This window comes from Roseovarius sp., assembly GCF_018066915.1.
Classification (GTDB): Bacteria; Pseudomonadota; Alphaproteobacteria; order Rhodobacterales; family Rhodobacteraceae; genus Roseovarius.
The window spans coordinates 1-22,450 of the sequence record NZ_JAGPVV010000202.1; the positions used below are offsets into that span (position 1 = coordinate 1).

Genomic DNA, 22,450 nt, shown 5'->3' on the forward strand with positions numbered 1-22,450 from the left:
AAGCGAGGGCAGCATGCGCATTGACGAGACAGCCGCGATCATCACCGGCGGCGCTTCGGGGCTGGGTGAGGCGACCGCCCGCCATTTCCGCACCATGGGTGCCGCTGTCACGCTCCTTGACCGCGACGCAGAGCGCGGCGCGACCATCGCCGCAGAAATCGGCGCGCAGTTTGTGGCAACCGATGTCACAGACGAGGCCTCTGTCACAGCGGCCATTGCAGCCGCGAAGTCCGCCATGGGCCGGATCACAGCCGTCGTGAACTGCGCAGGCATCGCCACCGGGGCCAAGGTGCTGGGCCGCGATGGCCCCCACCCGCTCGACCTTTTTCGGCGCACGCTCGACATCAACCTCATAGGCTCTTTCAACGTCGCGCGGCTCGCAGCGGCGGAAATGGCGCAGAACGCCCCCGATGCGGATGGCGCGCGCGGCGTGATCATCAACACCGCCTCCATCGCCGCCTTTGACGGACAAAAAGGTCAGGCCGCCTATGCCGCCTCCAAGGGGGGAATCGTCGGCCTCTCGCTACCCATGGCCCGCGATCTGGCGCGCGAGGGCATCCGTGTCATGGCCATCGCCCCCGGCACCTTTGCCACGCCGATGCTGCGCGGCCTGCCGCAAGAGGTGCAGGACAGTCTGGCGGCAGAGGTGACATTCCCCAAACGCCTCGGCGATCCAGCGGAATATGCCCGGCTTGCGGCCTTCATCATCGAGTGCGGCTATCTCAACGGCGAGGTGATCCGCCTCGATGGCGCGCTGCGGATGCAGTAATCCTCAGTCCTCGGAGCGCTCTGCCAGGGCCAACCATTCCTCTTCGGCCTCGGCCAAGGCGGTCTGCCGGGTTGTCAGCGCCTCGGTGGCCTTCTTGAACTTGACCGGTTCGCGGGTAAAAAGCGTGGCATCCGACAGCAGCTCCTCGAGCTTGGCAATCTCGGCCGCCAGCCGCTCCATCAGCGCGGGCAGCGCGTCGAGCCGGTGCCTCTCGGTAAAGCTGAGGCGTGGGGCGCCAGGCTTTGACTGCTTCAACTCCGGCGCCTTAGCCTCTGATTTGTCTTCCTTTTTACTCGCCTCTAGAATCGCATCCGCGCCCCGTTGCGCGCGGTAATCCGACCAGCCTCCGGCATAGGTGGTGGCGCGCCCATCCCCCTCCATCGCGATGGTGGTGGTCGCCACGCGATCCAGAAAATCGCGGTCATGGCTGACCAAGAGGACAGTGCCGTCGAAATCGTCCAGCAACTCTTGCAAGAGGTCCAGCGTCTCGATGTCGAGATCGTTGGTCGGCTCGTCCAGCACCAGCAGATTGCTTTCGCGCGCCATCAGCTTGGCCAGCAAGAGCCGCGCCTTCTCGCCGCCCGAGAGCGATTTGACCGGTGCCCGCGCCTGCCGCTCGTCAAAGAGGAAATCCTTGAGATAGGCCACCACATGCCGGGGCTGCCCGCGCACCAGCACCTGATCCGCCTGTCCGGATACGCGCATCTCGGCGTCGCCTGTGAGGCTCTCCCACAGGGTCATTTCCGGGTCGAGCTGCGCGCGCGCCTGATCAAACACCGCCGGTTCCAGATTGGTGCCTTGGGTCACGGTGCCGCTGTCGGGCGCGATCTCCTTGAGCAGCATCTTGAGCAGCGTCGTCTTGCCCACGCCATTGGGGCCGACAAAGGCCACGCGATCCCCGCGCAGGATCTTGATACTGAATTTCTCGAGGATGAGCTTGTCGCCGTAAGCCTTTGATATATCGACCGCCTCGATCACCTTGCGGCCCGAGGTCGGCCCAGACTCTAGCGCCATCGCCGCCGTGCCTTGACGCCGGATTTGACTGCTGCGTTCCGCCCGCAACTCGGCCAGGGCGCGCACCCGGCCCTGATTGCGCTTGCGCCGCGCGCTGATGCCTTCGACCGCCCACCGCGCCTCGGACTTGATCTTGCGATCCAGCTTGTGGCGCTGCTGGTCCTCATCGTCCCAGACCTTGTCGCGCCAGGCCTCGAAATGCTCGAATCCCTTTTCCTGCCGCCGCGTCATTCCCCTGTCAATCCAGAGGGTTGCGCGCGTCAGTTCACGTAAGAATGCGCGATCATGGCTGATCAGGACAAAGCCCTTGCGCGTGTCGCGCAGCTCGTTTTCCAGCCAGCCGATCGCCTCGATGTCCAGATGGTTGGTCGGCTCGTCGAGCAGCATGAGATCTGGCGCTTCGGCCATCAGCTTGGCTAGGGCCGCCCGCCGCCGCTCGCCGCCCGAAGCGGTGCTGACCGGGCGCGCGGGATCGAATTTCAGCCCCTCGCCCGCCATCTCTACACGGTAGGTCTCGGCAGGGTCCAACTGGCTTGCGGCATAGTCGCCCAAGGTCGTGAACCCGACCATATCGGGCTCTTGCTCCATATAGCCCACGTTCACGCCGGGCGTGACGATCCGCAGCCCACGATCCGGCTCGACCAGACCGGCCATCACCTTCATCAGCGTGGATTTGCCCGAGCCGTTGCGCCCCACAAGCGCCACCCGGTCGCCGGGTTGCACCACAAGCGAGAGATCCTGAAACACAGGCTCACCCCCAAAGGTGAGCGAAATATCGGTGAGCTGTAAAAGAGGTGCGCGTGCCATGGGCGCGGGCTATCCTGCCGCCCTGTCAGCGTCAAGGGACCTCAGCCAGCAAGCGCGCGCAAGAGCCGCTTGCGCGTGGCCGGAATAGCGCCAATCTCGACCCCGGTGAACACATGCAGCGTGTTGAGATGCCGGTCGATCACCGCATGATCACTGACCCAACCCCCCATCATCAGATAGGTGCGCAAGAGTGGTGGCATATGCCGCATCGCGAGTTTCAGGTCGGGTTTGTGCCGCCGCAGCCGCTGCGCAAAGCGAAAGACACTCGGAGCCTTGACCCGCGGCCACCAGCGACGCGGCGCCAGATGCCGCTCGCGTAGCATCGCAAAGGCATCAAGATAGGTGTCGGTCTCGGTGCCGTGAAAGGACGAACAGCCGAACAGCATCTCGATCCCGTTGTCATCGACGAACCGTGTCATCGCGGCCCAGGCCACCCGCAATATATCAGGATCAAGCCGCCCCGGCGCGATACAGAACCGGCCCATTTCCGCCATCCGGCCTTCGAAGCCCGCAAGCGCCGAGAGCTCATAAAACTGCGCCGAATAGCTCTGCGCGATTTCGGCACCGTCGTTCAACATCAGCATCCGGAAACAACAGACCAGCGTGCCGGTGCCTGTCTCTTCAATCAGCACATGGGTGCAGATATCGTCAAAGGGATCACAATCCAGCCCCTCGTCCTCGCCCAGAAAGGCCCGCGCCCGCAATCGCTGTGCGGCGTGGCGATCCTCGGGTGTGGTGCCGATCCGTGCCTGATACCGCTGATTGCCAAGCCCTGCCATGCCGCGACCCCGTCTGCGCTGAGCGACCCTAGTCCCGGTCGCTCTACCACGCAAGCTGTGACAGCGGCATGACCTGCCTTACTCAAACGCGGAGGCGGGATTGAGATTGCCGATATTGCTCAGGAGTTGACGCAAGAAGCCGTTGCTGACCACCGAGGAATCGGTCACGCGCCGCGCAAGCGGGACAACCTGACCATCCTCCAGCCCGAATTCCTCGATATTGGCGATGGTGTCATCGTCATTGAAGGAAATCGCCAGAACCCGGCGTTCCACCACCTGCGGGCGGTACATGCCATATTCCCGCACCCGGCTGCGCACGTAATAGTAATCGCCATCCGCCAGAACCCCCGACAGCGATGGCGGTCCAACCACATCATCCACCGTGGCACGGGTATCGACGCCCACCACAAGGTTTTGCAGATCCTCTTCGGGGGGGACATAGCCGTGATTGCGATAGGTTGCCGAACAGCCCGTGACGACAATCAGACAGCAGAGCGCCAAGGCGCTGATCACTCGGTTTCGGATCGCTGTCATCTCTGCCCTCTTGTATCGGCCGGTCCCGGCTTTTATCCCGCTTACAACAAGGTGATGCAATGGTTCAAGAAAGGAAGCGAGGGGAAAGATGTCACAACACCCGCAAAACACCCGAGTGATCCGCGTGGCCGACCTCTCGGCGCGGCGGCCCGTGAGCTTTGATCTCGCCCCTGACGCGGCCGAGATGGCGCGCATCTCCGAGGATCTCGGGCTGCTTGGCCTGCGCAAACTGCGGTTTCGTGGCACGCTGACCGCCGAGGGGCGCGTCGATTGGCTGTTGCAGGCCGATCTGGGCGCCACGGTGATTCAGCCGTGTGTGGTCACGCTCGACCCGGTTCAGACCCGTATCGACGAGCCTGTAACGCGCCGCTTTTCGCCCGATGCCGCCCTTGAGACACCCGAACCCGGCGCCGAGATTGAAATCCCCGAGGATGACACGTTGGAGCCATTGGGCTCTGAAATCGACTTTGGCCGCGTCATGGTCGAGGCGCTGAGCCTCGCCTTGCCCCCCTACCCCCGCCGCGACGGCGCGGAACTGGGCCAGTTGACCGTGGCCGAAGAGGGGGTGGCCCCCTTGCAGGACGAAGACACCAAGCCCTTTGCGGCCCTTGCCCGCCTGCGGGACAAGCTGGGCAAGCCAGACGAGGACTGATCCGGCCCGCGCCGCCAAGAATCGCTTGCCCCGGCATGAAATCTCTGTATTTTCCCGCTCTCACCGGAATTTGGGGTTGAACCGGCGGCTCGTAACATATTAAGAGCCGCGAACACCCGTGAAACAGGGCCATACAGGCCCACAGGAATTGAGGTTGCGACATGGCCGTCCAACAGAACAAAGTATCGAAATCGCGCCGCAACAATCGCCGCGCTCATGACGCGCTGGTTGCTGGCAACCCGAACGAGTGCACCAACTGTGGCGAACTCAAGCGTCCGCACCATGTCTGCCCGGCTTGCGGACACTATGCCGACCGTGAGGTCGTGGCATTGGTGGAAGAAATCGACCTGGAAGACGACGCGGCCTGAACCCGCAATAGGCGATTTGCTGCATGACCGCTCGCAGGGACCATTCCAAGGCGGGTGCAGGACGCACCATCATCTCGGTTGACGCCATGGGCGGGGATCAGGGGCCGGCAACGGTTGTTGCCGGCATTGCCCATTCTGCGTCCAAGAATCCCGACATCGGATTCATCGTGCATGGCCCCCAGGAAGAGCTGGAGCGCCTGGTCTCCAAGCGCCGTGGCCTCTCTGAACGATGTGAAATCCGGCACGCGCCCGAAGTCGTGACCATGAGTGACAAGCCGTCGCATGTGGTGCGCCACGGGCGCGACACGTCGATGTGGTCCGCGCTCGAATCGGTCCGCTTGGGCGAGGCGACTGTCTGTGTCTCCTGCGGCAATACCGGCGCGCTCATGCTGATGTCGGTGCTGCGCCTGCGCAAACTGCCGGGCATCTACCGCCCCGCCATTGCCGTGATGTGGCCTTCGCAGAACCCGCAAAAGCACAACATCATGCTCGACGGCGGGGCCGATATCCGTGCCGATGCCAAGGACTTGATGCAATATGCCCTCATGGGGGCGTCCTATGCGCGCAATGGCTTTGGCCTCGCGCGTCCGCGTATCGGCCTGCTCAACGTCGGCACTGAAGAGCACAAGGGCCGCGCCGAACTCAAAGAGGCGTATGACCTCATCGCCGCCAATGCCCGCGGTGCCGATTTCGAATTCGTGGGCTTTGTCGAAGGCCGCGACCTTCCCGGCACGAAATGCGATGTCATCGTCACCGACGGCTTTACCGGCAATGTGGCGCTCAAGACCGGCGAGGGCATCGCCAAGCTCATCGCCGATCTGCTGCGCGAAGCCTTTGCCTATTCACCGCTGTCAAGGCTGGCCTCGGTACTCGCCTATACCTCGCTCGCCCGGCTGAAAAAACGGATTGACCCGCGCCGCGCCAATGGCGGTGTGTTCCTCGGGCTCAACGGCACTGTGGTCAAATCCCATGGGGCCGCCGATTCCATGGGCGTCTCCTCGGCGATCAAGCTGGCGTTCGAGCTGGCGCAATCGGGCTTTTCCGAACGGCTGGCCGCGCGGGTTGCCTCCGCCGCCCTGCTGGATCAGGATGCCCCCCCAGAGCCCCAACCAGAGGCCGAAACTGAATGACACTGCGCGCCGTCGTCCAAGGCATCGGACATTATCTGCCTGACCGCATCGTTCCCAACGCGGAATTCGAAAAGACCCTCGACACGTCGGATGAATGGATTCGCACGCGCTCTGGTATCGAGCGCCGTCATTTCGCAGCCGAAGATCAGCCCACGTCGGACCTCGCCGTGCGTGCCGCCCGTGCAGCCTTGGAAAATGCGGGCCTTGTGGCTGATGACATCGACGGCATTGTCGTGGCCACATCGACCCCCGATCTGACCTTTCCGTCTGTGGCCACCATGGTGCAGCGGGAATTGGGCATGACACGCGGCTTTGGCTTTGACGTGCAGGCGGTCTGCGCAGGCTTCATCTATGCGCTCACCACCGCCAATGCGCTGATCCTCTCGGGACAGGCGCAGCGCGTGCTGGTGATCGGCGCGGAAACCTTTAGCCGCATCATGGACTGGACAGACCGCTCGACCTGCGTGCTCTTTGGCGATGGCGCGGGTGCGCTTGTGCTGGGGCTCGAAGAGGGCACCGGCACCGCGCAGGATCGCGGCATCCTTTCTGCCGACCTCAATTCTGACGGGCGCTACCGCGACATGCTCTATGTCGATGGCGGTGTCTCGACCACCGGCGAGGCGGGCAAACTGCGGATGCAGGGCAATCCCCTCTTCCGACAAGCGGTTGAGAAACTCGCCTCGACCGCCGAGGCGGCGCTGGCCAAGATCGGTCTCACCGGCGCCGATGTCGACTGGATCGTGCCGCATCAGGCCAATATCCGCATCATCCAAGGCACCGCCAAGAAACTCGGCCTGCCGATGGACCGCGTCATCGTCACCGTGCAGGATCACGGCAATACCTCTGCCGCCTCGATCCCGCTTGCCCTCTCGGTGGGCGTGGCCACGGGCAAGATCAAACGCGGCGATCTTTTGTTGGCCGAGGCCATCGGCGGCGGTCTGGCCTGGGGGGCCGTGGCCCTGCGCTGGTAAATCTGCCGCAAAATGCGCGAAATCTCGCGGGTGACCCGCTGCCGCTAAGTGGTTGAGATTGACTCGGAAAATTCTTCGCCGCAAAGTGTATGAAAAAAATCGCGGGGATGTGATGACTGACAAGACATTGACACGGATGGATTTGAGCGAGGCCATCTTTCGCGAGGTGGGGCTATCGCGCAACGACGCAGCCCAGCTGGTCGAGAGCGTTCTGGGCCATATGTCCGACGCTCTGGTGCGCGGCGAGCAGGTCAAGATTTCGTCCTTCGGCACCTTCTCGGTGCGCGACAAGACGGCGCGCGTGGGCCGCAACCCCAAGACTGGCGAAGAAGTGCCGATCAACCCGCGCCGGGTTCTGACCTTTCGGCCCTCCCATCTCATGAAAGACCGCGTCGCAGACGGCACCAAGAGCTGAGGATATAGCCGCCCATGGGCAAAGCCGCCGACGCCTTTCGAACCATCAGCGAGGTCGCGGATTGGCTCGACGTTCCGGCGCATGTGCTGCGCTTCTGGGAGAGCAAGTTTACCCAGATCAAGCCGGTCAAACGCGCGGGCGGGCGCCGCTATTACCGCCCCGCGGATATGACGCTTCTGGGTGGTATCAAGGTTCTGCTGCACGATCAGGGCATGACCATCAAGGGCGCGCAGAAATACCTGCGCGAGAATGGCATCCAACAGGTGTCCGAGATGTCGCCCCCCCTCGATGACGAGGCGCACGGCGAGGCAAGCGGCCTCGCGCTCGACGTGGCCCCCGGCCCTGCGCGTCCCGCCGAGGTGGTGAACTTTGCCCGCTTTGCCGACGCTGACGACGCCGAGGATGCTGACGACGGGTCTGAGGACATATCAGAGCCGCAACCGCAGGGCAAATTCTGGTCTCTTGAGACCGAAGACGCGGCCTCCGCCGAGACAGCGCAGGATCAGCCCCGCCAAGAGCCGCCCACCGAAACGCCTGATGCCCCTGAGGTGGAGGCAGCCACCACAGAGCAGGCACGCGACGCGGACCCAGAATCCGAGCCCTTTTCAGAGCCTGTGGCAGAGCCGGACCCCGCACCAGAAGTAACCGCCGCGCCTGCCCCGGAAACCCCACCAATCCCAGAACCAGAGGCGGTCGTGGATGCGCCCCAGCAGCCCGATTTGCCCGCTGACCCGGCAGATGACGTTGCCGCCGCACCGGGCCTGCTCACCGCGCTCAGCACCCTGCCCCGGCCCATATCTCCGGAATTGGCCGCCCGTCTTGCCCCGCTTGTCGTGGCCCTGCGCAGCCATGCCGCCTCTCACGCGAAAGACCGGTAAATCCCTGCGCAATTTCGGGATTTCCCTCTTGCCCCTGCGGCCAAAATCGCTATGAACAGCCCATCGTCGGGCTATAGCGCAGCCTGGTAGCGCGTCCGTCTGGGGGACGGAAGGTCGCAGGTTCAAGTCCTGCTAGCCCGACCATAATTACCGACGATCCCGCCCGCCTCGGCCCCTCGGGCACCCTGACCAGATCGCGGGGCGCAACGAGAGGGGGGCAGAGATGACCGGGGTTCTTTCCAGCCAGCAAATCCGCGCCATGATCGACACAGGCACCCTATTGGGCACGCCTGCGATCCTGTCGGAACAGGTCCAACCCGCCAGCCTTGATCTGCGCTTGGGGCAGATCGCCTACCGGGTGCGCGCCTCTTTTCTCACTGGTGCCGGCAACACCGTCACAGACCGCCTTGCGGAATTCGAGATGCACCGCATCGACCTCAGCGCCGGGGCGGTGCTGGAAAAGGGCTGTGTCTATGTCGTGCCGCTGATGGAATCGCTCGCCCTGCCCATGGGCGTGCAGGCGGTCGCCAATGCCAAATCCTCGACCGGGCGGCTCGATCTGCTGACCCGGCTGATCACCGATGGTGGGGTAGAATTCGACCGCGTGAGCCCCGGCTATACCGGGCCGCTCTATGCCGAGATTTGCCCGCGCTCCTTCTCGGTGCTGGTGCGCCCCGGCATGCGTCTCAACCAGATCCGCTTTCGCGCCGGTCAGGCCGTGCTGTCGGATGACGCCCTGCGCGCGCTCCACGCCCAAACGCCTCTGGTGGATGGCACCGCCATGATCGACGAGGGGCTTGGCTTTTCCGTCGATCTGCGTCCTGCCACCGGCACGCTCGTCGGCTACCGCGCCAAGCCGCATACCGGCGTGATCGACCTTGACCGCATCGGCCATTACGATCCCGCCGCCTATTGGGAAGAGGTGCATTCCGACAACGGCCAGATCATCCTCGATCCCGGTGCCTTCTATATTCTGGTCAGCCGCGAGGCCGTGCATATCCCCCCCGAATGTGCCGCCGAAATGGCCCCCTACGTGGCCATGGTGGGCGAATTCCGGGTGCATTACGCAGGGTTTTTCGATCCGGGCTTTGGCCATGCGGCCGCCGGCGGCACCGGCTCACGGGGCGTGCTCGAAGTGCGCTGCCACGAGGCACCGTTTGTCTTGGAACATGGCCAGATCGTCGGACGGCTGGTCTATGAGCAGATGGACCAAGTGCCCGATCACCTCTACGGTGCGGGCATCGCCTCAAACTATCAGGGTCAGGGCCTGAAACTTTCCAAGCATTTCAAGGCTTAAAAGCGCCCCATCTTGCGGCCGATCTTCAACACCTGCCGCCCACGCTGTGTCGTCTTGCGCGCCGCCGCGTCATCGCCGCCGCTCATGCGTTTGCTCACCGCATCCATACCGCTGCGCATCACGCGGTTAAGGATCATCCGCACCACCATGTTGATCATCTGGTTGACGTTCATTGCGCCACTCCTCTTGCTGCCTCTGGCCTCCGTATAACCCTGAAACATGCCGATTTCAGGGCATGATGGGAATTTTGTTGTTTTTATTGGTTCAGATACGCCCGCCAGAGGTATCACGTTTTGGGTCAAGCACCCGAGAGCATGCCTTGAGCGCAGGTCAGCACGGAACCGGCCTGCGCCGTTGCGTCAATAGCGGAACCCTGCGGCACCGAATGGATTGGACCCAGCCTTGTGGGCAATCGCCGTGCGGGACCCACCCTTCGAGAGGATGAATCCCAGATTGGACAACGGCGCAGGAAGTCGATCCTCAATGCTCTGGGGTTCGAGTTCAGTCAGAAGCGGTGTCACAATGACCACAAGCTCTTGCGAATTTGCCGTGATCCTGTCCTGGCCAAGCAACGTATCGACGACACGGGAAAGCCCGGTGCCGCGATCCTGACGCAGGTCGTTTGAGGTGTCGTTGCGCGTGACCCCCGCAATCACAAAAGGCTGCCGGTCACTGAGTTCGACATTGGTCCGAAAGGACCGCGTGTTCAGGTTCGGAAAGACGTTTCCGTTCACCGTCGACGAGGTTTGACCCTGCGATGAGATCGTGCTGTCGATCAGAAGGCGGAGCTTGTTTCCCGGTGCGATGCTGGGCGTAAAGGACAGCGACGTGCCGATGAACTTGTAATCAAGCTGGAAATTGCCATCCGCCGTGCCATTGTCGACAGGGATAAAGGTCGGAATCGGGATTTCACCACCGACCGAAAACAGGGCTTCTTCGCCATTCACGGTCGATAACACGGTTTCTTGCGCGATTGTCGCGATGCCGTTCGAGATCAGCACATCCAGTGCTGCATTCAGCGATGATTCTGCCGTGTCGCTTTTGCCCACGCTCAGCACACCGCGGTTCGATGTTCCCAGAAAGAAGCCGTTGGCGGTCACTGTGGCGTTCCAGTCGATGCCAAAGTTTTCAACCTGAGTGCGGCTGACTTCGAGAAGTTTGACCTCGAGACGGATGATATTCGAGCTTGCAACGCGAAGCCGGTCGATGATGGTCGTTTCCGGGGCCGCACTCTCGAGCGTCGTGACCAGAGTTTCGCGGACCCGGTCGCTGGAAACGATGCCCGTCAGCATCAGGCTGCCGCGCGAGGATTCGACCGCGATCTGTTCGCCGGGAAACCGGCTCTGGATGACAGATCGGATCTCGGACAGCTTGTGTGTGACAACAACCGTGAATGTCATATCCGAAGCCGCGTCATTGGACGTTGCAATGAGCGATGTTTCCCCGACTTCCTTACCGAACACAAAAACGCGGTTGTTCGAAGAGATGCTCGCATCCGCAACCGTCGTGTCACTCACAAAGACAGTGTCAACATTGTCCCCGACGGGCAGAAGGATGCTTTTGCCTTGCTCTACGGTCAGGCGTTCCTGTGCCAAAGCCGGGCTGCTCAGCACAGATGGCAACATCAGAATGACAGATACCATTGCCAAGGCGTGACGCCATTTCGACGCATCAAACGGCTTCATCTCGTCGTCCTTTTCGCAGCTTTCAGTCCCGACCGGGGTAGAGAGCCGCTGTCACGCAATCAAGCACGTCCGTGCGGGCCGAAACCTACGTATACGTAGTGCTCTCGCCGTCGCTACGCATACAATCCGGCGCAGGTGCAGGGTATCGGATCGGATACTTTCCTAGAACTCCGCCATCAGCCGAGGATACCCTGTCGATGTTCCAAACGGAAGATTTCCCGCCCAGAACCGCTCTTGCATCACGCAAGTCGGTGCTGTTTGTTGCCGCGGCGCTCTTTCTCAGCGGTTGTGAGCTGTCCGGTTCCCAGCCCGTGGGATATCAGGCGCGTGTTGACGTGGCACAACGGATGTTGGTGGGCGGGCAATATGACAGCGCCTATCGTCTGTTGGACGAAGTATCCCGCGATCACGGCTCGCAGGCCGAAGCGCTTTTGTCGGTTGGCAATGCCTATCTCCAGGGTGGCGCGCTCTTCAAGGCCAGAAATGCCTACAGGACGGCCATCAAGATGGGCGCGGACAAGCGTGGGCATCTTGGCCTTGGGCGCGTCGCATTGGCGCAAAACAACACGTCCGAAGCCTTTCGCAACTTTGATCTTGTTCTGGCGGATGATCCGAAAAACGAAACGGCTTTGAACGGCCGCGCCGTGGCCTTTGACCTGAGCGGCGATCATCTGCGCGCGATCAGCGCCTACCAGACGCTTCTGGCGATCAACCCGACAAATCTCGATGCGTTGAACAATCTCGCCCTGAGCCACGTGCTCGGGGGCTCCGGCCATGAGGCCGTTGCTATCCTGCAGGACCTCACGCGATCCCAGCTTACGGATCTGAACCTGCGGCACAACCTTGCCATCGCCTACTATCTCGTCGGACGCGAATCCGAGGCCTATGACCTGGCCACCGCCGAGATGTCCAGGGATCGGGCGCAGCAGATCTTTCATGCGATGCGCCAGTATCGCGGGTCGCAATCCTAGTCTCCGCAGGGTGGTGCCACCGCTTTGCAAACCCCTGTCAGCGTTGCCTGTTCGCCTTGGCTGCGTAGCGCCCCGTAATGACCCATTGCAGCCAATTCTGCCCAGACACGTGCCGCTACGTAGGCTTTAACGTAGTCCCGCTGAGTGTTCATTTTGGCCCGGATGGCAAAAACTGGGGGTGTCGGTAACGGTGACGCGGATCTCGATCCAGTGCGGTTTCGATAGCAGGTTGCAGCCGAAACAGGGTTTGGTGCGTTAGGCTGCTCAATCAAACGCCCTTTTGGGCAAACCTTCCGTGTAATACGGACCAACATATGGAGAAGAAAATGGAAACTTCCGGACCTCAGGCCCCCAACGCTGATCTCGTGAGCGAATTCGAGAAGATCCAGCTGATCAGCCTCCAGTCTGCCCGCAAGATGAAAGAGGCCGTCGGCACGTCCGAAGCCCTGGGCCGTAAGGCGAACTCGGCGTAATCGTCGCTCTGACAGCACCTCCAGCCAAATCTGGCTGGAGGTTTTTCTTTTCAAGAAGCGTGTCCAATGAGAAAAGATCTTGCCCTTGTCGCGCTCCTGATTTCCATTCTTGCCCTTATGGTCATCCCGTTGCCGACCGGGCTGATCGACACTCTGCTGGTGATCAGCATCAGCCTGTCGGTGGTTCTCTTGATGGTGGCCGTCTATTTGAAACGGCCTTCTGATTTCTCGACCTTCCCATCCGTCATTCTGATCGCCACGGCCTTTCGTCTGGCCTTGTCGATCGCAACCACCCGCTTGATCCTGTCAGAGGCCGATGCCGGCCAAATCATCGCGACCTTTGGCGAGTTTGTCGTGCGTGGCAGCGTGGTCATTGGCCTTGTGATGTTTCTGATCATCACGGTCGTGCAGTTCGTCGTCGTCACCAAGGGTGCGGAACGTGTCGCAGAGGTCGCGGCGCGCTTCACGCTGGACGCGATGCCCGGCAAACAGATGAGCATCGAGGCCGATATTCGCGCCGGTACGCTGCCACAAGAGGAAGGTGCCCTCCAACGCAAGGCTCTGGACAAGGACAGCCAGTTCTTTGGCGCGATGGACGGGGCCATGAAGTTCGTCAAGGGCGACGCGACGGCGGGATTGATCATCATCTTCATCAACCTCGTGGGCGGAATTGCGGTGGGCACCGGCGTCCACGGCCTCAGCCTTGGCGAGGCCGCGTCGGTCTATTCGCTGCTGACGATCGGCGATGGGCTGGTCGCGCAGATCCCGGCGCTTCTCATGTCGATCTGTGCGGGTGTCATCGTCACACGTGTCGCCAATGAAAAGCCACAGGACCTTGGGACCGACATCGCCAAGGAACTCATGTCTGACGCGCGTGTGCCCGCAGCGGCGGCCATCGTGCTCTTGCTCTTTGGGTTTGTCCCCGGCTTTCCGTTTATGGTATTTGCGGCCGCTGCGGTGATCCTTTTCGTTGCCTCGACCCTCATCAAGGCCACGGTCCGCAAGTCGGAAGACGAGGCGGAAGAGGCACAAGCCTCGGCTGACGCGAGCGCAGGCGACGGTATCCGCAGGAGTGACAGGATCGGTATCGCCCTCTCTCCGGCGGCGGCCGAGCATCTCGACATGCCCCTGCTCGTCCAAGAAGTCGTGGAGCGTGTGGCCTTCTACTCGGCCCGGTGCGGCATATCCTTTGCGCGGCCTTTTATCGAGGTCAGAGATCTCGGATTCGACACGCCCGTTTTTCAGATCGAACTGGACGAGGTCGCGGTAGATGCCGGCACTTTGGAGGTCGGTCACGTGATCACGGATGCAACCACGGATCAACTCCGCGCCATCGGCATCGCGGCCCCAAAGTCGGTCATCGACTGGATCGTGTCCTCAAAACCCAAGCGCTTTGTGCCAGACACGTTTCGGCAATCCCTCATCAAGGCCGACCTCAACGTGATCTCCCTCGAGGTCGCACTTGCGGAATGTCTTTTCCGCCGCTTGGAGAATTCGGTGCGTATTCTCTTTGGAAACCACGAATATGAAGAGTTGATCGCCGCCGCAAAGCAGACAGACGCGCCCACGATCACCTTTGTGTTGGAACATCAGACGCCGCAGAATTTGATCCGCATCTTCCGGTATCTGCTCGAGGACGGTGTGCCCTTGCGCCCTCAGCGGCTATTGTTCGAGAGCCTCGCGCATTGGGTTCACCTGCACCCGGATGCAGACGCAGTGTTCATCGCGGAATGTTTGCGCAATTCGCTCAAGCGTCAGCTCTGCCAGAACCTCGCGAACAGCAAGGGTGAGCTTGCCGTTTCCATGCTCTCCCCGGCCTTGGAAGAGCGGATTCTGAACGATCTCAAACACATCAAGACACTGGCAGAAGGGGCAGAGATTGATAATCTGCCTCTGGATGCCGAATTGTCGGATCTGATCACACGCGAAGCCTGCAAGATCAGAGACCTCGACACCGCCGAAGATCGGCGTATCGCCATTGTGGCCTCTCCCAACATTCGACGTCGGCTGCGCAACTTTCTGGCCCATTGCGGGATCAATATCCCGATCATTTCACCCCACGAAATCAGCTCGGATATCACCACGATGCCAATCGGTGTCCTGGGCGAGACCTTCAAAGGACCACGAATGTCGGACGTCAGTAAAGAGGCCCGCATCGGAGCGCTCTTTCCAAAATCCCTCACCAAGGGCGCTGGCGCCGCTTGATCGGCTAGATTCATCCACCCTAGCACATGCCTCGGCGTGGCACCCGTCGTTGGACACGCCCGGGTCCGTTTCCTATTTCCGGATGCCCCAAACCCATGCGCCTCGATGTCGCCGCTCTGTCAGCGCTCAGACTGCGCGCTGACATGATGCCCCTCAGCGCCACGTAATTCCCGACCATGCCGCACCCTCGCGCCTTTCATCAGTCCCGCAAGGTCCCTGCATGCAAAGGCGCAGCCCCTCTTTGCAAAGGGGCTGCGCTCTCGCAACGATGATATCTTAGGTTAAATGATCCGAACCAAAAGGCAGGGCACCGAACGGCGCCCCGCCCTACGCTGCGTCAGATCTCGTTTGTGATCCCATCATCATCCGCGTTCTTGATGCGACCATCTTCGGTGAAGCCAAAATCAACACCGATTTCAAAGCCGCCGTTGAGGATGTTCCTGACCGATTCAAAGCCGGGAATGGGCACCGCCGTATTGGCCGCCGCCTGACCAAAGCCAAAGGCAGAGAAGGTGATGATATCAGGCGTGGCGTCGACATCTTCAAAGCCATTTCCCTCGAAGGGAAATAGATTGCCTTTGTCGTCTTTCTCGACGACCTGATCGTTGACCCACGTCAGCTTGGTGGTCCAGTCCACCCCAAAGGTCCATTTGCCTTGCGTCGCCTTGTAGAGTTCGTGAAAGGCCGTGCCGAGGGATTTCATGGCCATAAGACCCGCGTTGGCGCCAAGCTTGCCCAATGAATATCCTGTCCAGAGTGTGCCGATCCCGACATACTTGATGGCGTTGTAGGCCACGAACGCAGGCAGTTCCACCCCGACCGTCAGCGCGCCATAGAGGGCGACCTCACCGGCCTTGCGCAAACCACTCAAGGCCTGTTCCCGCCAATTCGCTCCGGTAACCGGCGTATTCAGCACATCAACCAGGGTCTGTCTCAAGCGGTCCATGGTCTGAACCGCCGGATCATTGAAATTGGCCCCGGCTTCACGCAGCGCGACAATCGCGTCGTCACTGTACGCGATCAAGGATTCCAGCAGATCCTTGAAATCCTGACCCATGGTGCTGTTGGGGTCCGTCAGATATGTCAAAAGCCCCTGCACACCATGCCCCAGACCGTCCCAGAGTGCGGTCAATGCCTCGAGCCCGGCTGTGCCGGTCGCCCCGACGCTCGTCTTGAAGCCGTCCCATGCCGTCGCGAGTGCGGGTTGCAACGAGGCGGCCCAGGCGTTGAAATCTGTGAACGACTGACGCGGGTGTGACGCCGCTTCGGCTGCGCCGCGGACAACCCGTTCGGTCGAGAACCGAATTTGCGCAAGCAGGATATTCAGAAGACTTGGTTTGTCCGCCGGAGGTGTCGCTGTCGGGTCCACCGGTTGCGGGAATATGAACGACGATACGCTGGGCTCGTTGTAGGCGGCCAATTGCACCGCGTCGATCCGCGTGCCTTCGCCAAACACGGACTTCACCTTGAGGCGCAGATCGAACGCGAACTCCGAGTCGATCGACGGCGTAAAGTTTGCCCCCTGATTATTGCCAAGCAAATAGGTTTCAAGTGCTTCGTTGGTCTTGCCGTTCAGCGTGAACCGCAGGCGCACCTGATAATTCAGCTCATTGTCGGCAATATCATGCCCGACAGTCGAATTGCCAGTTGTCGCGGCTGACGCAAGGCCAAGCAAGAAGGTCGGCTGGATCGAGAATTTCTCGTAGCCTGCAAAGGTCGTCTGGCCTGAGAACTTGAGCCGGAATTGATAGTTCAAGCCAATGGATGCGAAGGCCTCGAAGACGCGCTGCTGTTGCTCGAACGGCTCTACTGTCGGCGAGCTGCTGGGCGGGTTCGAATCGGTGGGCGACCCGCTGGGCACATCACTCGGAGACCCGCTGGGTTGACCGCTGGGCTGGCCACTCGGCTGATCGCTCGGCACATCCGTGGTATTGGTCGCATTGATCAATTCACGCACGTCGCCGATGAACGTGTCCACGTCGCCTTCTTCGATCTCGAAAATCTCTGACAGCCTGCGCCGCGCATCATCCGGGCTCATGTCATCCGCTCCGTTGAACAGCACATTCGCCAAGGTCAGCAGCTCGTCACGCATTTCGACAAGGGCCGGGAAATTCTCCTGCACGAACGCATCCAGTTGCTCGACAAAACCGTCAAGCAGTTGCGTCGGATCGTTCATGATCGAGATGAATTCCGCCTTGGTGTCCGTGTAGATCTGGTGAAGCTCATCCAGCGTCCAGGTTGTCGTGCCGTCTTTCGAGCGCACTTTCAGATCACCATCTTCGGGATCAAAGCCTTCGACCTGAAGCATAAAGTCAAGCAGCTCTGACCTTGCTTGCGCATCCGTCAACTCTCCAGAGGCGACGCGCGCGGCGAGGTCGTCCATCTTGGCCTGCACCTCGGGCGTGAGCGCGTCGACGTTCTCCTCGCTCGGAGTCCGCGGCTGGAAGATGCCGCCAAACAGGATTTCCGTGACAAGGCCATCATCGAGCATGAGCGCCATGATGCCTTCGGCCGCATCGACAGGCAGCGTGTTCAGCAAGCGTGCAACCTGATCGCCGTCGTCGATGGCGTCAAACAACGTGGCGATATCCTGATGCCGGTCCGCCCCCAACAACTGCTGCAAGACCGCGCCACCGGCTGCGGGATCAATCAGTTGGAACCACCCGGCGACCTTTTCAAATCCGTCGTCAAAGTTGTAAAGCGCGAAATCGAGCGCCTGTCGGGCGATGTCCGGCCGCTCTTGCGCAATCGCCCCAAAGATCAGCGCGGCATCCTGATCGGACATCACCGACAACATGTCAGCCAGAATGGTCGGGTCCGTGATCGAAGAGATCGCCGCCTGAAGATCACTGTCTGCGGTCGAGAGCACCACCGCTGCGGCCAGTTCCGCCGCGTTGGTATTGTCGCCGCCGGGTGTGGACGCGGTTGCAAATGTCAGGCCCGGATCGCCAAGAAAGCCCCGAATGGCCGTCTCGTCCTCTGGGTCGAGCGACGCCAAAAGCGCATCGCGGTCTGCCGGTGTCAGGTCGGCATCACGTGCAAGATAGGAGGCGGCGGTCAGACGGGCCGTGTCGATCTTGGTGGGATCGGTCTGCGCGAGTATCTGCTTCATGATCACATTGACCAGCCCCGGTCCATTGCCATGTCCTGCGGCAGTCGCGCGCGCGTTCAGGTCCTCGGTAATCGCCAGAACCTGACCGGCAAGATTGGGATCGACGCCGATCAGCATCTTGGCGGCATCGCCCACACCGTAGAGGCGGCCAGCATCATAGACCGCTTGTCCCGCCACGATCATGTCGGACTCGGCCAGCGCCGTCATGATGGCCGCCGACGCCTCGGCATCGGTATTGGCAATTTCCACGAGCAAGCGCACACCAAAGGCGACTTGCCCGCTCTCGTCACCAGAATTGGCGGCCGCTTCGCTGTTTTGCGCCTGCGAGTAGGACACCACAAGGGCCGCATCCCCCGGCTCCATCGCCATCAGCACATCGCGCGCGGCATCGGTCCCAAAGGCGGTCTCGATCTGTTGCAGCAGCGAATGGATCAGCCCCGCCTCAGCCGCACTAGGCCCACCCGTGCCAAACAATCCTTCGAGAAATGTAGCAGCGGATGCCGCATCGAATGTCGTGGGATCGCTCAGATCGAACGGCGCTTCGTCCAAGGCGATGGCAACCTCGTTGGCATGCCAGGTGGACAGGGCGCCAGAAACGTCATCCGGCAGATACTCCAGAACCGCGTGATATTGGCTGGCCGGCAAGTCCTGCAGCAGGACCAATGCAGCCACCACCGGATCGCTCCCGTCGGCTTGCGCGGCGCGATACGCATCGACCACCAGCAAAGCCGTGTTAATCGCCTCGATCCGCCCACCGGCGGTCAGGGTCGTGTCTTCCTGCTCGGTTTCAGAGGCGGATTCACCACCTCGAATCCTCACAGGGTCCGAGCCGTCCTCCGAAATCTGGTAGATCGCAAAGCCTGTGGCGGCTTTGGCCCCCGTCAGCGCAGCATTTTCGCTCAGCAACGCCCCGACAAAGGGCGACGCCTCGGACCCGCGGCTGAGGATGCCGATGACCTTGGCGCGATCCGCCGCGTTGAGCGTCTGGAAAGTCGCCCTGCTCAGCGTGGTGATCGTGCTGTCAGCCTCCTGGGCGACGCGCAACGCCTCGCCTGCAACGCGCTCTGTGACATAGAACGTGCGCCCGGCGACAGAGATTTTCTCGACCCGGCCAGCCTGGGTCAGGATGCCCCCAAGACCGCCAACGCCGCCCACCAACTCAAAGACCGAGCCCAAAGTAATGGTCGCCAAGGTCCAGTTCTCTTGCCGTTGCACCGCATCGCCACGTGCGTCCAGTTCCCCTTCGACAAATGCACCGCTGCGACCGCGATCGGACAAGGCCGCTGCGAAACTGTCCGCTTCACGGTGCAGTTCCGGACCACGGCTCAGATGTTGCGAGAATTCATCGTGATAGACATTCCCCGTGGCCCAACCCGATGCAACATCCACGATCGAGGTCGCGCCGGTGATCTGGGACGTGATGGAATCGAGGGTAGGATCACCCGCAATGCCCAAGGTTTTGGACATGAAATCCAGGACAAACCCGTCTGACCGCTGCGGTGTTGTGTCAATGGGACCCGTGTCAAACAGCATGTCCTTGCTGGTGCCGCGGGTAGAGTTGCGGGTCACAAAGTCAGGATCGGAATAGTCGTTGTTGACGTAGGTCTGAACCTCGGCGGCGGGCGAATAATGCGTGTGCAGCGTGTAGAACGCCTGCGCCAGCAGCACATCGACCGGCGGCTGAACCCCATTGACCTGATACGCACGCAGCGCCTCTTGCGCCCAGTAGAGCCGGACCGTGCCAACACTCGTCACCTGGGTCTTGCCGGTGACGGTGATCGCGGGGTCAGCCTCGAGCCGCGCGACATCGGATTTGTCTGCAAGAACAGTCCGCTCCTGACCGTTCTCGGTGATTGTCACCTCGTAGACGGCAAATTCGTTCGGGTTGGCGGCGGTGTCTTCGGCCGCGATGGACGCATCGTCCAGTTGCGCGACACTTGGGCCTTCCCACCAGCCCTGATCGGGGCGCATCCCTGTCTCGATGGCGTCCCGGCCAACCCACATGGTCGCGCCTATCAGCGCGTGATTGGCCAGCCCTTCCTCAGACAGGAAACCGTTGGTGATGTCCTCGCCGGAGAGACCAGTCAGATAGAATTCGCGATTGTCGTCATTCTCCGAGAATTGGGTCTTGCCGGTGCGCAGCAGTTCCTCGCGGACAGAGGTTGCGAACTCCGTGCGCAGGGTGCTGGTCGCTTCGGCATTGGGCGGAACGAGGATTGAGGTGGCGAGCACCGGAGTCGCGGCATTCGCAACTTCGGGAAGGCTGTGGGCCTCTGCCGAGTAGGCCAGCAAGGGCGCGTCGCGCCACGCGGTGCGCACCACATCCGAGCCAAAGGTCTCGACGACCTTGCCGCTCAGTGGCCCTGTCGCCAAGGTGCCGGTATCGGTCACGTTCAACTCAAAGAATTCCTGCCAGTCGCGGCGGGTCAGATCAGAACCGCTTTCACCGGAGTAGAAGCCCAGCAGCACGGTGAGCCATTGCGCCTCGGTCCAATCTGGCACCTCGCCAAGCTGGTTCACCACCTGCGCCCAGACCTCGCCCGCCCTCTCGAAACTGGCATCTTCGGCGCGTGCCTCGGCTGTGTCGCCATCAACCTCGCCGTTGATGACCTGCAATCTCCGCCCTGAATCGTCGAGCGCCTCGGTTTCGATCTCGACCACGGCCGATGTCTCGCCTTCCACGGTGCCATTTGGTCCGTAGCTCACGCGATAGGACAGGGTGAACGTATACGTGCCGTCGTCGTTCTGGGTCGCATTCACGACAAAATCATTATGCCCCTCAAGCTCGCTACCAAAGCGCGGAGTCTGGTAGCGGTTGTGGACGCGCGGCGTATCCCCGAATTTTTCGTCCCAGAGGGCCTGCGCGATGTCGGGGGCGATCTGTTGCAGCATCTCTTCGTCAGAGCCTGCGGTGCCGGACAGGGTCACTTCGACCCCGTCAATCGTCGCGGTCGCTGTATAGCTCGAGGGACCGGACGTTTCGGGATCAGGTGTCACAGGGGTGGACGGCTCGGACGGGGCCGTGAACCGACCGGGGTCGATGGTCGCCAAAAGGCTTTGGGCAAACTGGCCCGCGCCCGCCGCATCAGGGAACGGTGTGGGCGCTGTGCCTTCGACAAAATCGCGCAAAGTGAAGCTGCTCGATCCGTCGCTGAAGGTGAGATCCAGCACCTTGTTGGTAAGCGCCGCATCCCCCCCGAGCCAATGGAACAGACCAAGATTGTCCAGAATCCCATTGGTGCCGTTTGGATCAAAGAAGATATTCGTCGTAAAGGCCTCGGACCAGTCGACGCCAGCCAGTTTTGCCAATTCGGCGTCGGTGAAATCACCGCCGCTGGCAGTGTAACTCGTGCCATCGAACTGGAACGAGAGAGGCGTCGGATAGGCCCCCGCCAAGCTGTCATACGCAATCGGATTCGTGTCCAGCTCGACAAACCTCTCGGGAAAGCTCAGCGCGACACCCGGCGGCGGCAGATCACCGACAAAGGCATAGCCGACGATGTTGCTGTCGCCGCGCAAATCAAAGGACATCTCCTGCTCGCCGATGCCGATGCCCACCGCGACATACTCGCGCCCCGTCGCCTCGTCCACGAGGGTGATGGGGCCGGTCGAATAGACCGCTTCCCCGGCTGTATAGGTGGTGCCGTCAATCGTGACATCAGCCGCCAGAACCTGCGGTGCGCCGGTGTCCTGGGGGATTTGCGTGGCAAAGGGCAATTCGAGATCAAAGTTCGCGTCATCATCGCTGACCAACAGCGCTCCAGATTGCCCATTGAGGACGGTAAAGCTGTGGGGCCCCGGAAATTCGGGATAAAGCATTGCGGGTGTTTCAAACAGGAGCGGATCATCCAACCCGAAGTCCGAGCCGCCGCCGGTCGAGATATTTCCCGCAGACACAAAGTTCACGGTCCGCACATCCGTCGCGCGCGCGACAACCGCATCCGGCCCGGTGGCCCCGCTCAATGTCAGGCCTTTCTGACCCAGAATGCTCGCGATGGAGGGCGGCACCTGCCCCTGTCTCAGATCAAAGGACCAGATCATCAGATCGCGCAGATTGTGACCAAATCGCGCGGGATTCAAGCGCAACAGCCGCTCCAGCTCCCCTTGGTCCAAGTCGCTCAAGAATTGGTTTGTGGTTGACCCGATGGTGACTTTCTCGTCCATGAGACTTTGCTCCCTAGAATACCCTGCGCGACCCGTCAGCGCGCGATGTCACCAAGCTAGCAAAGCTCAAGTCGTGGCCGTTAGCAGACGAGGGACGTAATCGGGCAATCAAATTGCCTGAATGGCCAGATGCCGTTAGCCAAGTTTCCAAGTAGGTTTACGCAAAACCCTAAGAGGGCAGGCACCAGACAGAGCGGTTCCGACCGGGGGTTTACAGCCTCGCTGC

General features: G+C 61.3%; 17 protein-coding genes and 1 tRNA gene. 12 read left to right on the forward strand and 6 right to left on the reverse strand.

From position 1 onward, the window contains the following. Positions 1 to 13 precede the first annotated feature (13 nt). Positions 14 to 769, forward strand: coding sequence for an SDR family NAD(P)-dependent oxidoreductase (locus KBT70_RS11010; protein WP_296632974.1), 756 nt, complete (start codon positions 14 to 16; stop codon positions 767 to 769). Positions 770 to 772: 3 nt separating this feature from the next. Here the strand turns inward: KBT70_RS11010 and KBT70_RS11015 are convergent, their stop codons facing one another. The 3 genes from KBT70_RS11015 to bamE form a co-directional block, all read right to left on the reverse strand. Beyond that, positions 773 to 2,590 (reverse strand): ATP-binding cassette domain-containing protein, encoded by a 1,818-nt coding sequence (locus tag KBT70_RS11015; protein ID WP_296632875.1) that lies wholly within the window; start codon positions 2,588 to 2,590, stop codon positions 773 to 775. A 41-nt stretch (positions 2,591 to 2,631) separates the two neighbouring features. Further along, positions 2,632 to 3,369 carry a GNAT family N-acetyltransferase gene (locus tag KBT70_RS11020; RefSeq protein ID WP_296632879.1) on the reverse strand — a complete coding sequence of 246 codons (738 nt, stop codon included), beginning with the start codon at positions 3,367 to 3,369 and terminating at the stop codon, positions 2,632 to 2,634. A 78-nt stretch (positions 3,370 to 3,447) separates the two neighbouring features. Beyond that, entirely contained in the window at positions 3,448 to 3,903 is a 456-nt protein-coding gene (gene bamE, locus KBT70_RS11025; protein ID WP_296632884.1) for an outer membrane protein assembly factor BamE, read from the reverse strand. Between the two features lie 88 nt (positions 3,904 to 3,991). Here bamE and KBT70_RS11030 point away from each other — a divergent pair, with 88 nt between their 5' ends. The 8 genes from KBT70_RS11030 to KBT70_RS11065 all read left to right on the forward strand — a co-directional run bounded on the left by KBT70_RS11030 (position 3,992) and on the right by KBT70_RS11065 (position 9,614). Next, positions 3,992 to 4,555, forward strand: a complete 564-nt coding sequence (locus tag KBT70_RS11030; RefSeq protein ID WP_296632889.1) for a DUF177 domain-containing protein — start codon at positions 3,992 to 3,994, stop codon at positions 4,553 to 4,555. Positions 4,556 to 4,716: 161 nt separating this feature from the next. Next, complete coding sequence (gene rpmF / locus KBT70_RS11035) at positions 4,717 to 4,923, forward strand: 50S ribosomal protein L32 (protein WP_037271506.1); 207 nt, start codon at positions 4,717 to 4,719, stop codon at positions 4,921 to 4,923. 23 nt (positions 4,924 to 4,946) lie between these two features. Further along, on the forward strand, positions 4,947 to 6,053 hold the full coding sequence (gene plsX, locus KBT70_RS11040; protein ID WP_296632894.1) for a phosphate acyltransferase PlsX: 1,107 nt from the start codon (positions 4,947 to 4,949) through the stop codon (positions 6,051 to 6,053). Then, positions 6,050 to 7,024 (forward strand): beta-ketoacyl-ACP synthase III, encoded by a 975-nt coding sequence (locus KBT70_RS11045; RefSeq protein WP_296632897.1) that lies wholly within the window; start codon positions 6,050 to 6,052, stop codon positions 7,022 to 7,024. The genes plsX and KBT70_RS11045 overlap by 4 nt, the downstream gene beginning before the upstream one ends. A gap of 112 nt (positions 7,025 to 7,136) precedes the next feature. Continuing rightward, positions 7,137 to 7,439 (forward strand): integration host factor subunit alpha, encoded by a 303-nt coding sequence (ihfA, locus tag KBT70_RS11050; protein ID WP_008281053.1) that lies wholly within the window; start codon positions 7,137 to 7,139, stop codon positions 7,437 to 7,439. A gap of 14 nt (positions 7,440 to 7,453) precedes the next feature. Continuing rightward, positions 7,454 to 8,317 (forward strand): MerR family transcriptional regulator, encoded by an 864-nt coding sequence (locus KBT70_RS11055; RefSeq protein WP_296632911.1) that lies wholly within the window; start codon positions 7,454 to 7,456, stop codon positions 8,315 to 8,317. A gap of 67 nt (positions 8,318 to 8,384) precedes the next feature. After that, a tRNA-Pro gene (locus tag KBT70_RS11060) sits at positions 8,385 to 8,461 on the forward strand. Between the two features lie 79 nt (positions 8,462 to 8,540). Continuing rightward, positions 8,541 to 9,614 (forward strand): 2'-deoxycytidine 5'-triphosphate deaminase, encoded by a 1,074-nt coding sequence (locus KBT70_RS11065; protein ID WP_296632914.1) that lies wholly within the window; start codon positions 8,541 to 8,543, stop codon positions 9,612 to 9,614. Here the strand turns inward: KBT70_RS11065 and KBT70_RS11070 are convergent. Together KBT70_RS11070 and KBT70_RS11075 are read right to left on the reverse strand one after the other, a co-directional pair. Beyond that, on the reverse strand, positions 9,611 to 9,787 hold the full coding sequence (locus tag KBT70_RS11070) for a hypothetical protein (protein WP_296632918.1): 177 nt from the start codon (positions 9,785 to 9,787) through the stop codon (positions 9,611 to 9,613). The genes KBT70_RS11065 and KBT70_RS11070 overlap by 4 nt on opposite strands. A gap of 186 nt (positions 9,788 to 9,973) precedes the next feature. After that, the gene (locus tag KBT70_RS11075; RefSeq protein WP_296632923.1) at positions 9,974 to 11,299 is read right to left on the reverse strand and encodes a pilus assembly protein N-terminal domain-containing protein; all 1,326 of its coding nucleotides are present in this window, start codon (positions 11,297 to 11,299) and stop codon (positions 9,974 to 9,976) included. A 197-nt stretch (positions 11,300 to 11,496) separates the two neighbouring features. Here KBT70_RS11075 and KBT70_RS11080 point away from each other — a divergent pair, with 197 nt between their 5' ends. From KBT70_RS11080 to KBT70_RS11090, 3 genes are all read left to right on the forward strand, one after another. Next, on the forward strand, positions 11,497 to 12,270 hold the full coding sequence (locus KBT70_RS11080; RefSeq protein WP_296632927.1) for a tetratricopeptide repeat protein: 774 nt from the start codon (positions 11,497 to 11,499) through the stop codon (positions 12,268 to 12,270). Positions 12,271 to 12,584: 314 nt separating this feature from the next. Then, a complete protein-coding gene (locus KBT70_RS11085) occupies positions 12,585 to 12,743 on the forward strand; it encodes a hypothetical protein (RefSeq protein ID WP_009819758.1) in 159 nt (52 codons plus the stop codon). Positions 12,744 to 12,809: 66 nt separating this feature from the next. Beyond that, positions 12,810 to 14,948: a flagellar biosynthesis protein FlhA gene (locus KBT70_RS11090; protein ID WP_296632933.1), complete on the forward strand. Its 2,139-nt coding sequence runs from the start codon at positions 12,810 to 12,812 to the stop codon at positions 14,946 to 14,948. Between the two features lie 337 nt (positions 14,949 to 15,285). Here the strand turns inward: KBT70_RS11090 and KBT70_RS11095 are convergent, their stop codons facing one another. Continuing rightward, complete coding sequence (locus KBT70_RS11095; RefSeq protein WP_296632935.1) at positions 15,286 to 22,224, reverse strand: PT domain-containing protein; 6,939 nt, start codon at positions 22,222 to 22,224, stop codon at positions 15,286 to 15,288. Positions 22,225 to 22,450 lie beyond the last annotated feature (226 nt).

Excerpts from the sequence above, each read along its gene's own strand:
- plsX (WP_296632894.1), top strand. The coding sequence starts at position 4,947 with ATGACCGCTCGCAGGGACCATTCCAAGGCGGGTGCAGGACGCACCATC.
- rpmF (WP_037271506.1), top strand. The coding sequence starts at position 4,717 with ATGGCCGTCCAACAGAACAAAGTATCGAAATCGCGCCGCAACAATCGC.
- KBT70_RS11065 (WP_296632914.1), top strand. The coding sequence starts at position 8,541 with ATGACCGGGGTTCTTTCCAGCCAGCAAATCCGCGCCATGATCGACACA.
- KBT70_RS11075 (WP_296632923.1), bottom strand. The coding sequence starts at position 11,299 with ATGAAGCCGTTTGATGCGTCGAAATGGCGTCACGCCTTGGCAATGGTA.
- KBT70_RS11015 (WP_296632875.1), bottom strand. The coding sequence starts at position 2,590 with ATGGCACGCGCACCTCTTTTACAGCTCACCGATATTTCGCTCACCTTT.
- KBT70_RS11020 (WP_296632879.1), bottom strand. The coding sequence starts at position 3,369 with ATGGCAGGGCTTGGCAATCAGCGGTATCAGGCACGGATCGGCACCACA.
- KBT70_RS11095 (WP_296632935.1), bottom strand. The coding sequence starts at position 22,224 with ATGGACGAGAAAGTCACCATCGGGTCAACCACAAACCAATTCTTGAGC.
- KBT70_RS11045 (WP_296632897.1), top strand. The coding sequence starts at position 6,050 with ATGACACTGCGCGCCGTCGTCCAAGGCATCGGACATTATCTGCCTGAC.
- ihfA (WP_008281053.1), top strand. The coding sequence starts at position 7,137 with ATGACTGACAAGACATTGACACGGATGGATTTGAGCGAGGCCATCTTT.
- bamE (WP_296632884.1), bottom strand. The coding sequence starts at position 3,903 with ATGACAGCGATCCGAAACCGAGTGATCAGCGCCTTGGCGCTCTGCTGT.
- KBT70_RS11085 (WP_009819758.1), top strand. The coding sequence starts at position 12,585 with ATGGAGAAGAAAATGGAAACTTCCGGACCTCAGGCCCCCAACGCTGAT.
- KBT70_RS11070 (WP_296632918.1), bottom strand. The coding sequence starts at position 9,787 with ATGAACGTCAACCAGATGATCAACATGGTGGTGCGGATGATCCTTAAC.
- KBT70_RS11090 (WP_296632933.1), top strand. The coding sequence starts at position 12,810 with ATGAGAAAAGATCTTGCCCTTGTCGCGCTCCTGATTTCCATTCTTGCC.
- KBT70_RS11010 (WP_296632974.1), top strand. The coding sequence starts at position 14 with ATGCGCATTGACGAGACAGCCGCGATCATCACCGGCGGCGCTTCGGGG.
- KBT70_RS11055 (WP_296632911.1), top strand. The coding sequence starts at position 7,454 with ATGGGCAAAGCCGCCGACGCCTTTCGAACCATCAGCGAGGTCGCGGAT.
- KBT70_RS11030 (WP_296632889.1), top strand. The coding sequence starts at position 3,992 with ATGTCACAACACCCGCAAAACACCCGAGTGATCCGCGTGGCCGACCTC.
- KBT70_RS11080 (WP_296632927.1), top strand. The coding sequence starts at position 11,497 with ATGTTCCAAACGGAAGATTTCCCGCCCAGAACCGCTCTTGCATCACGC.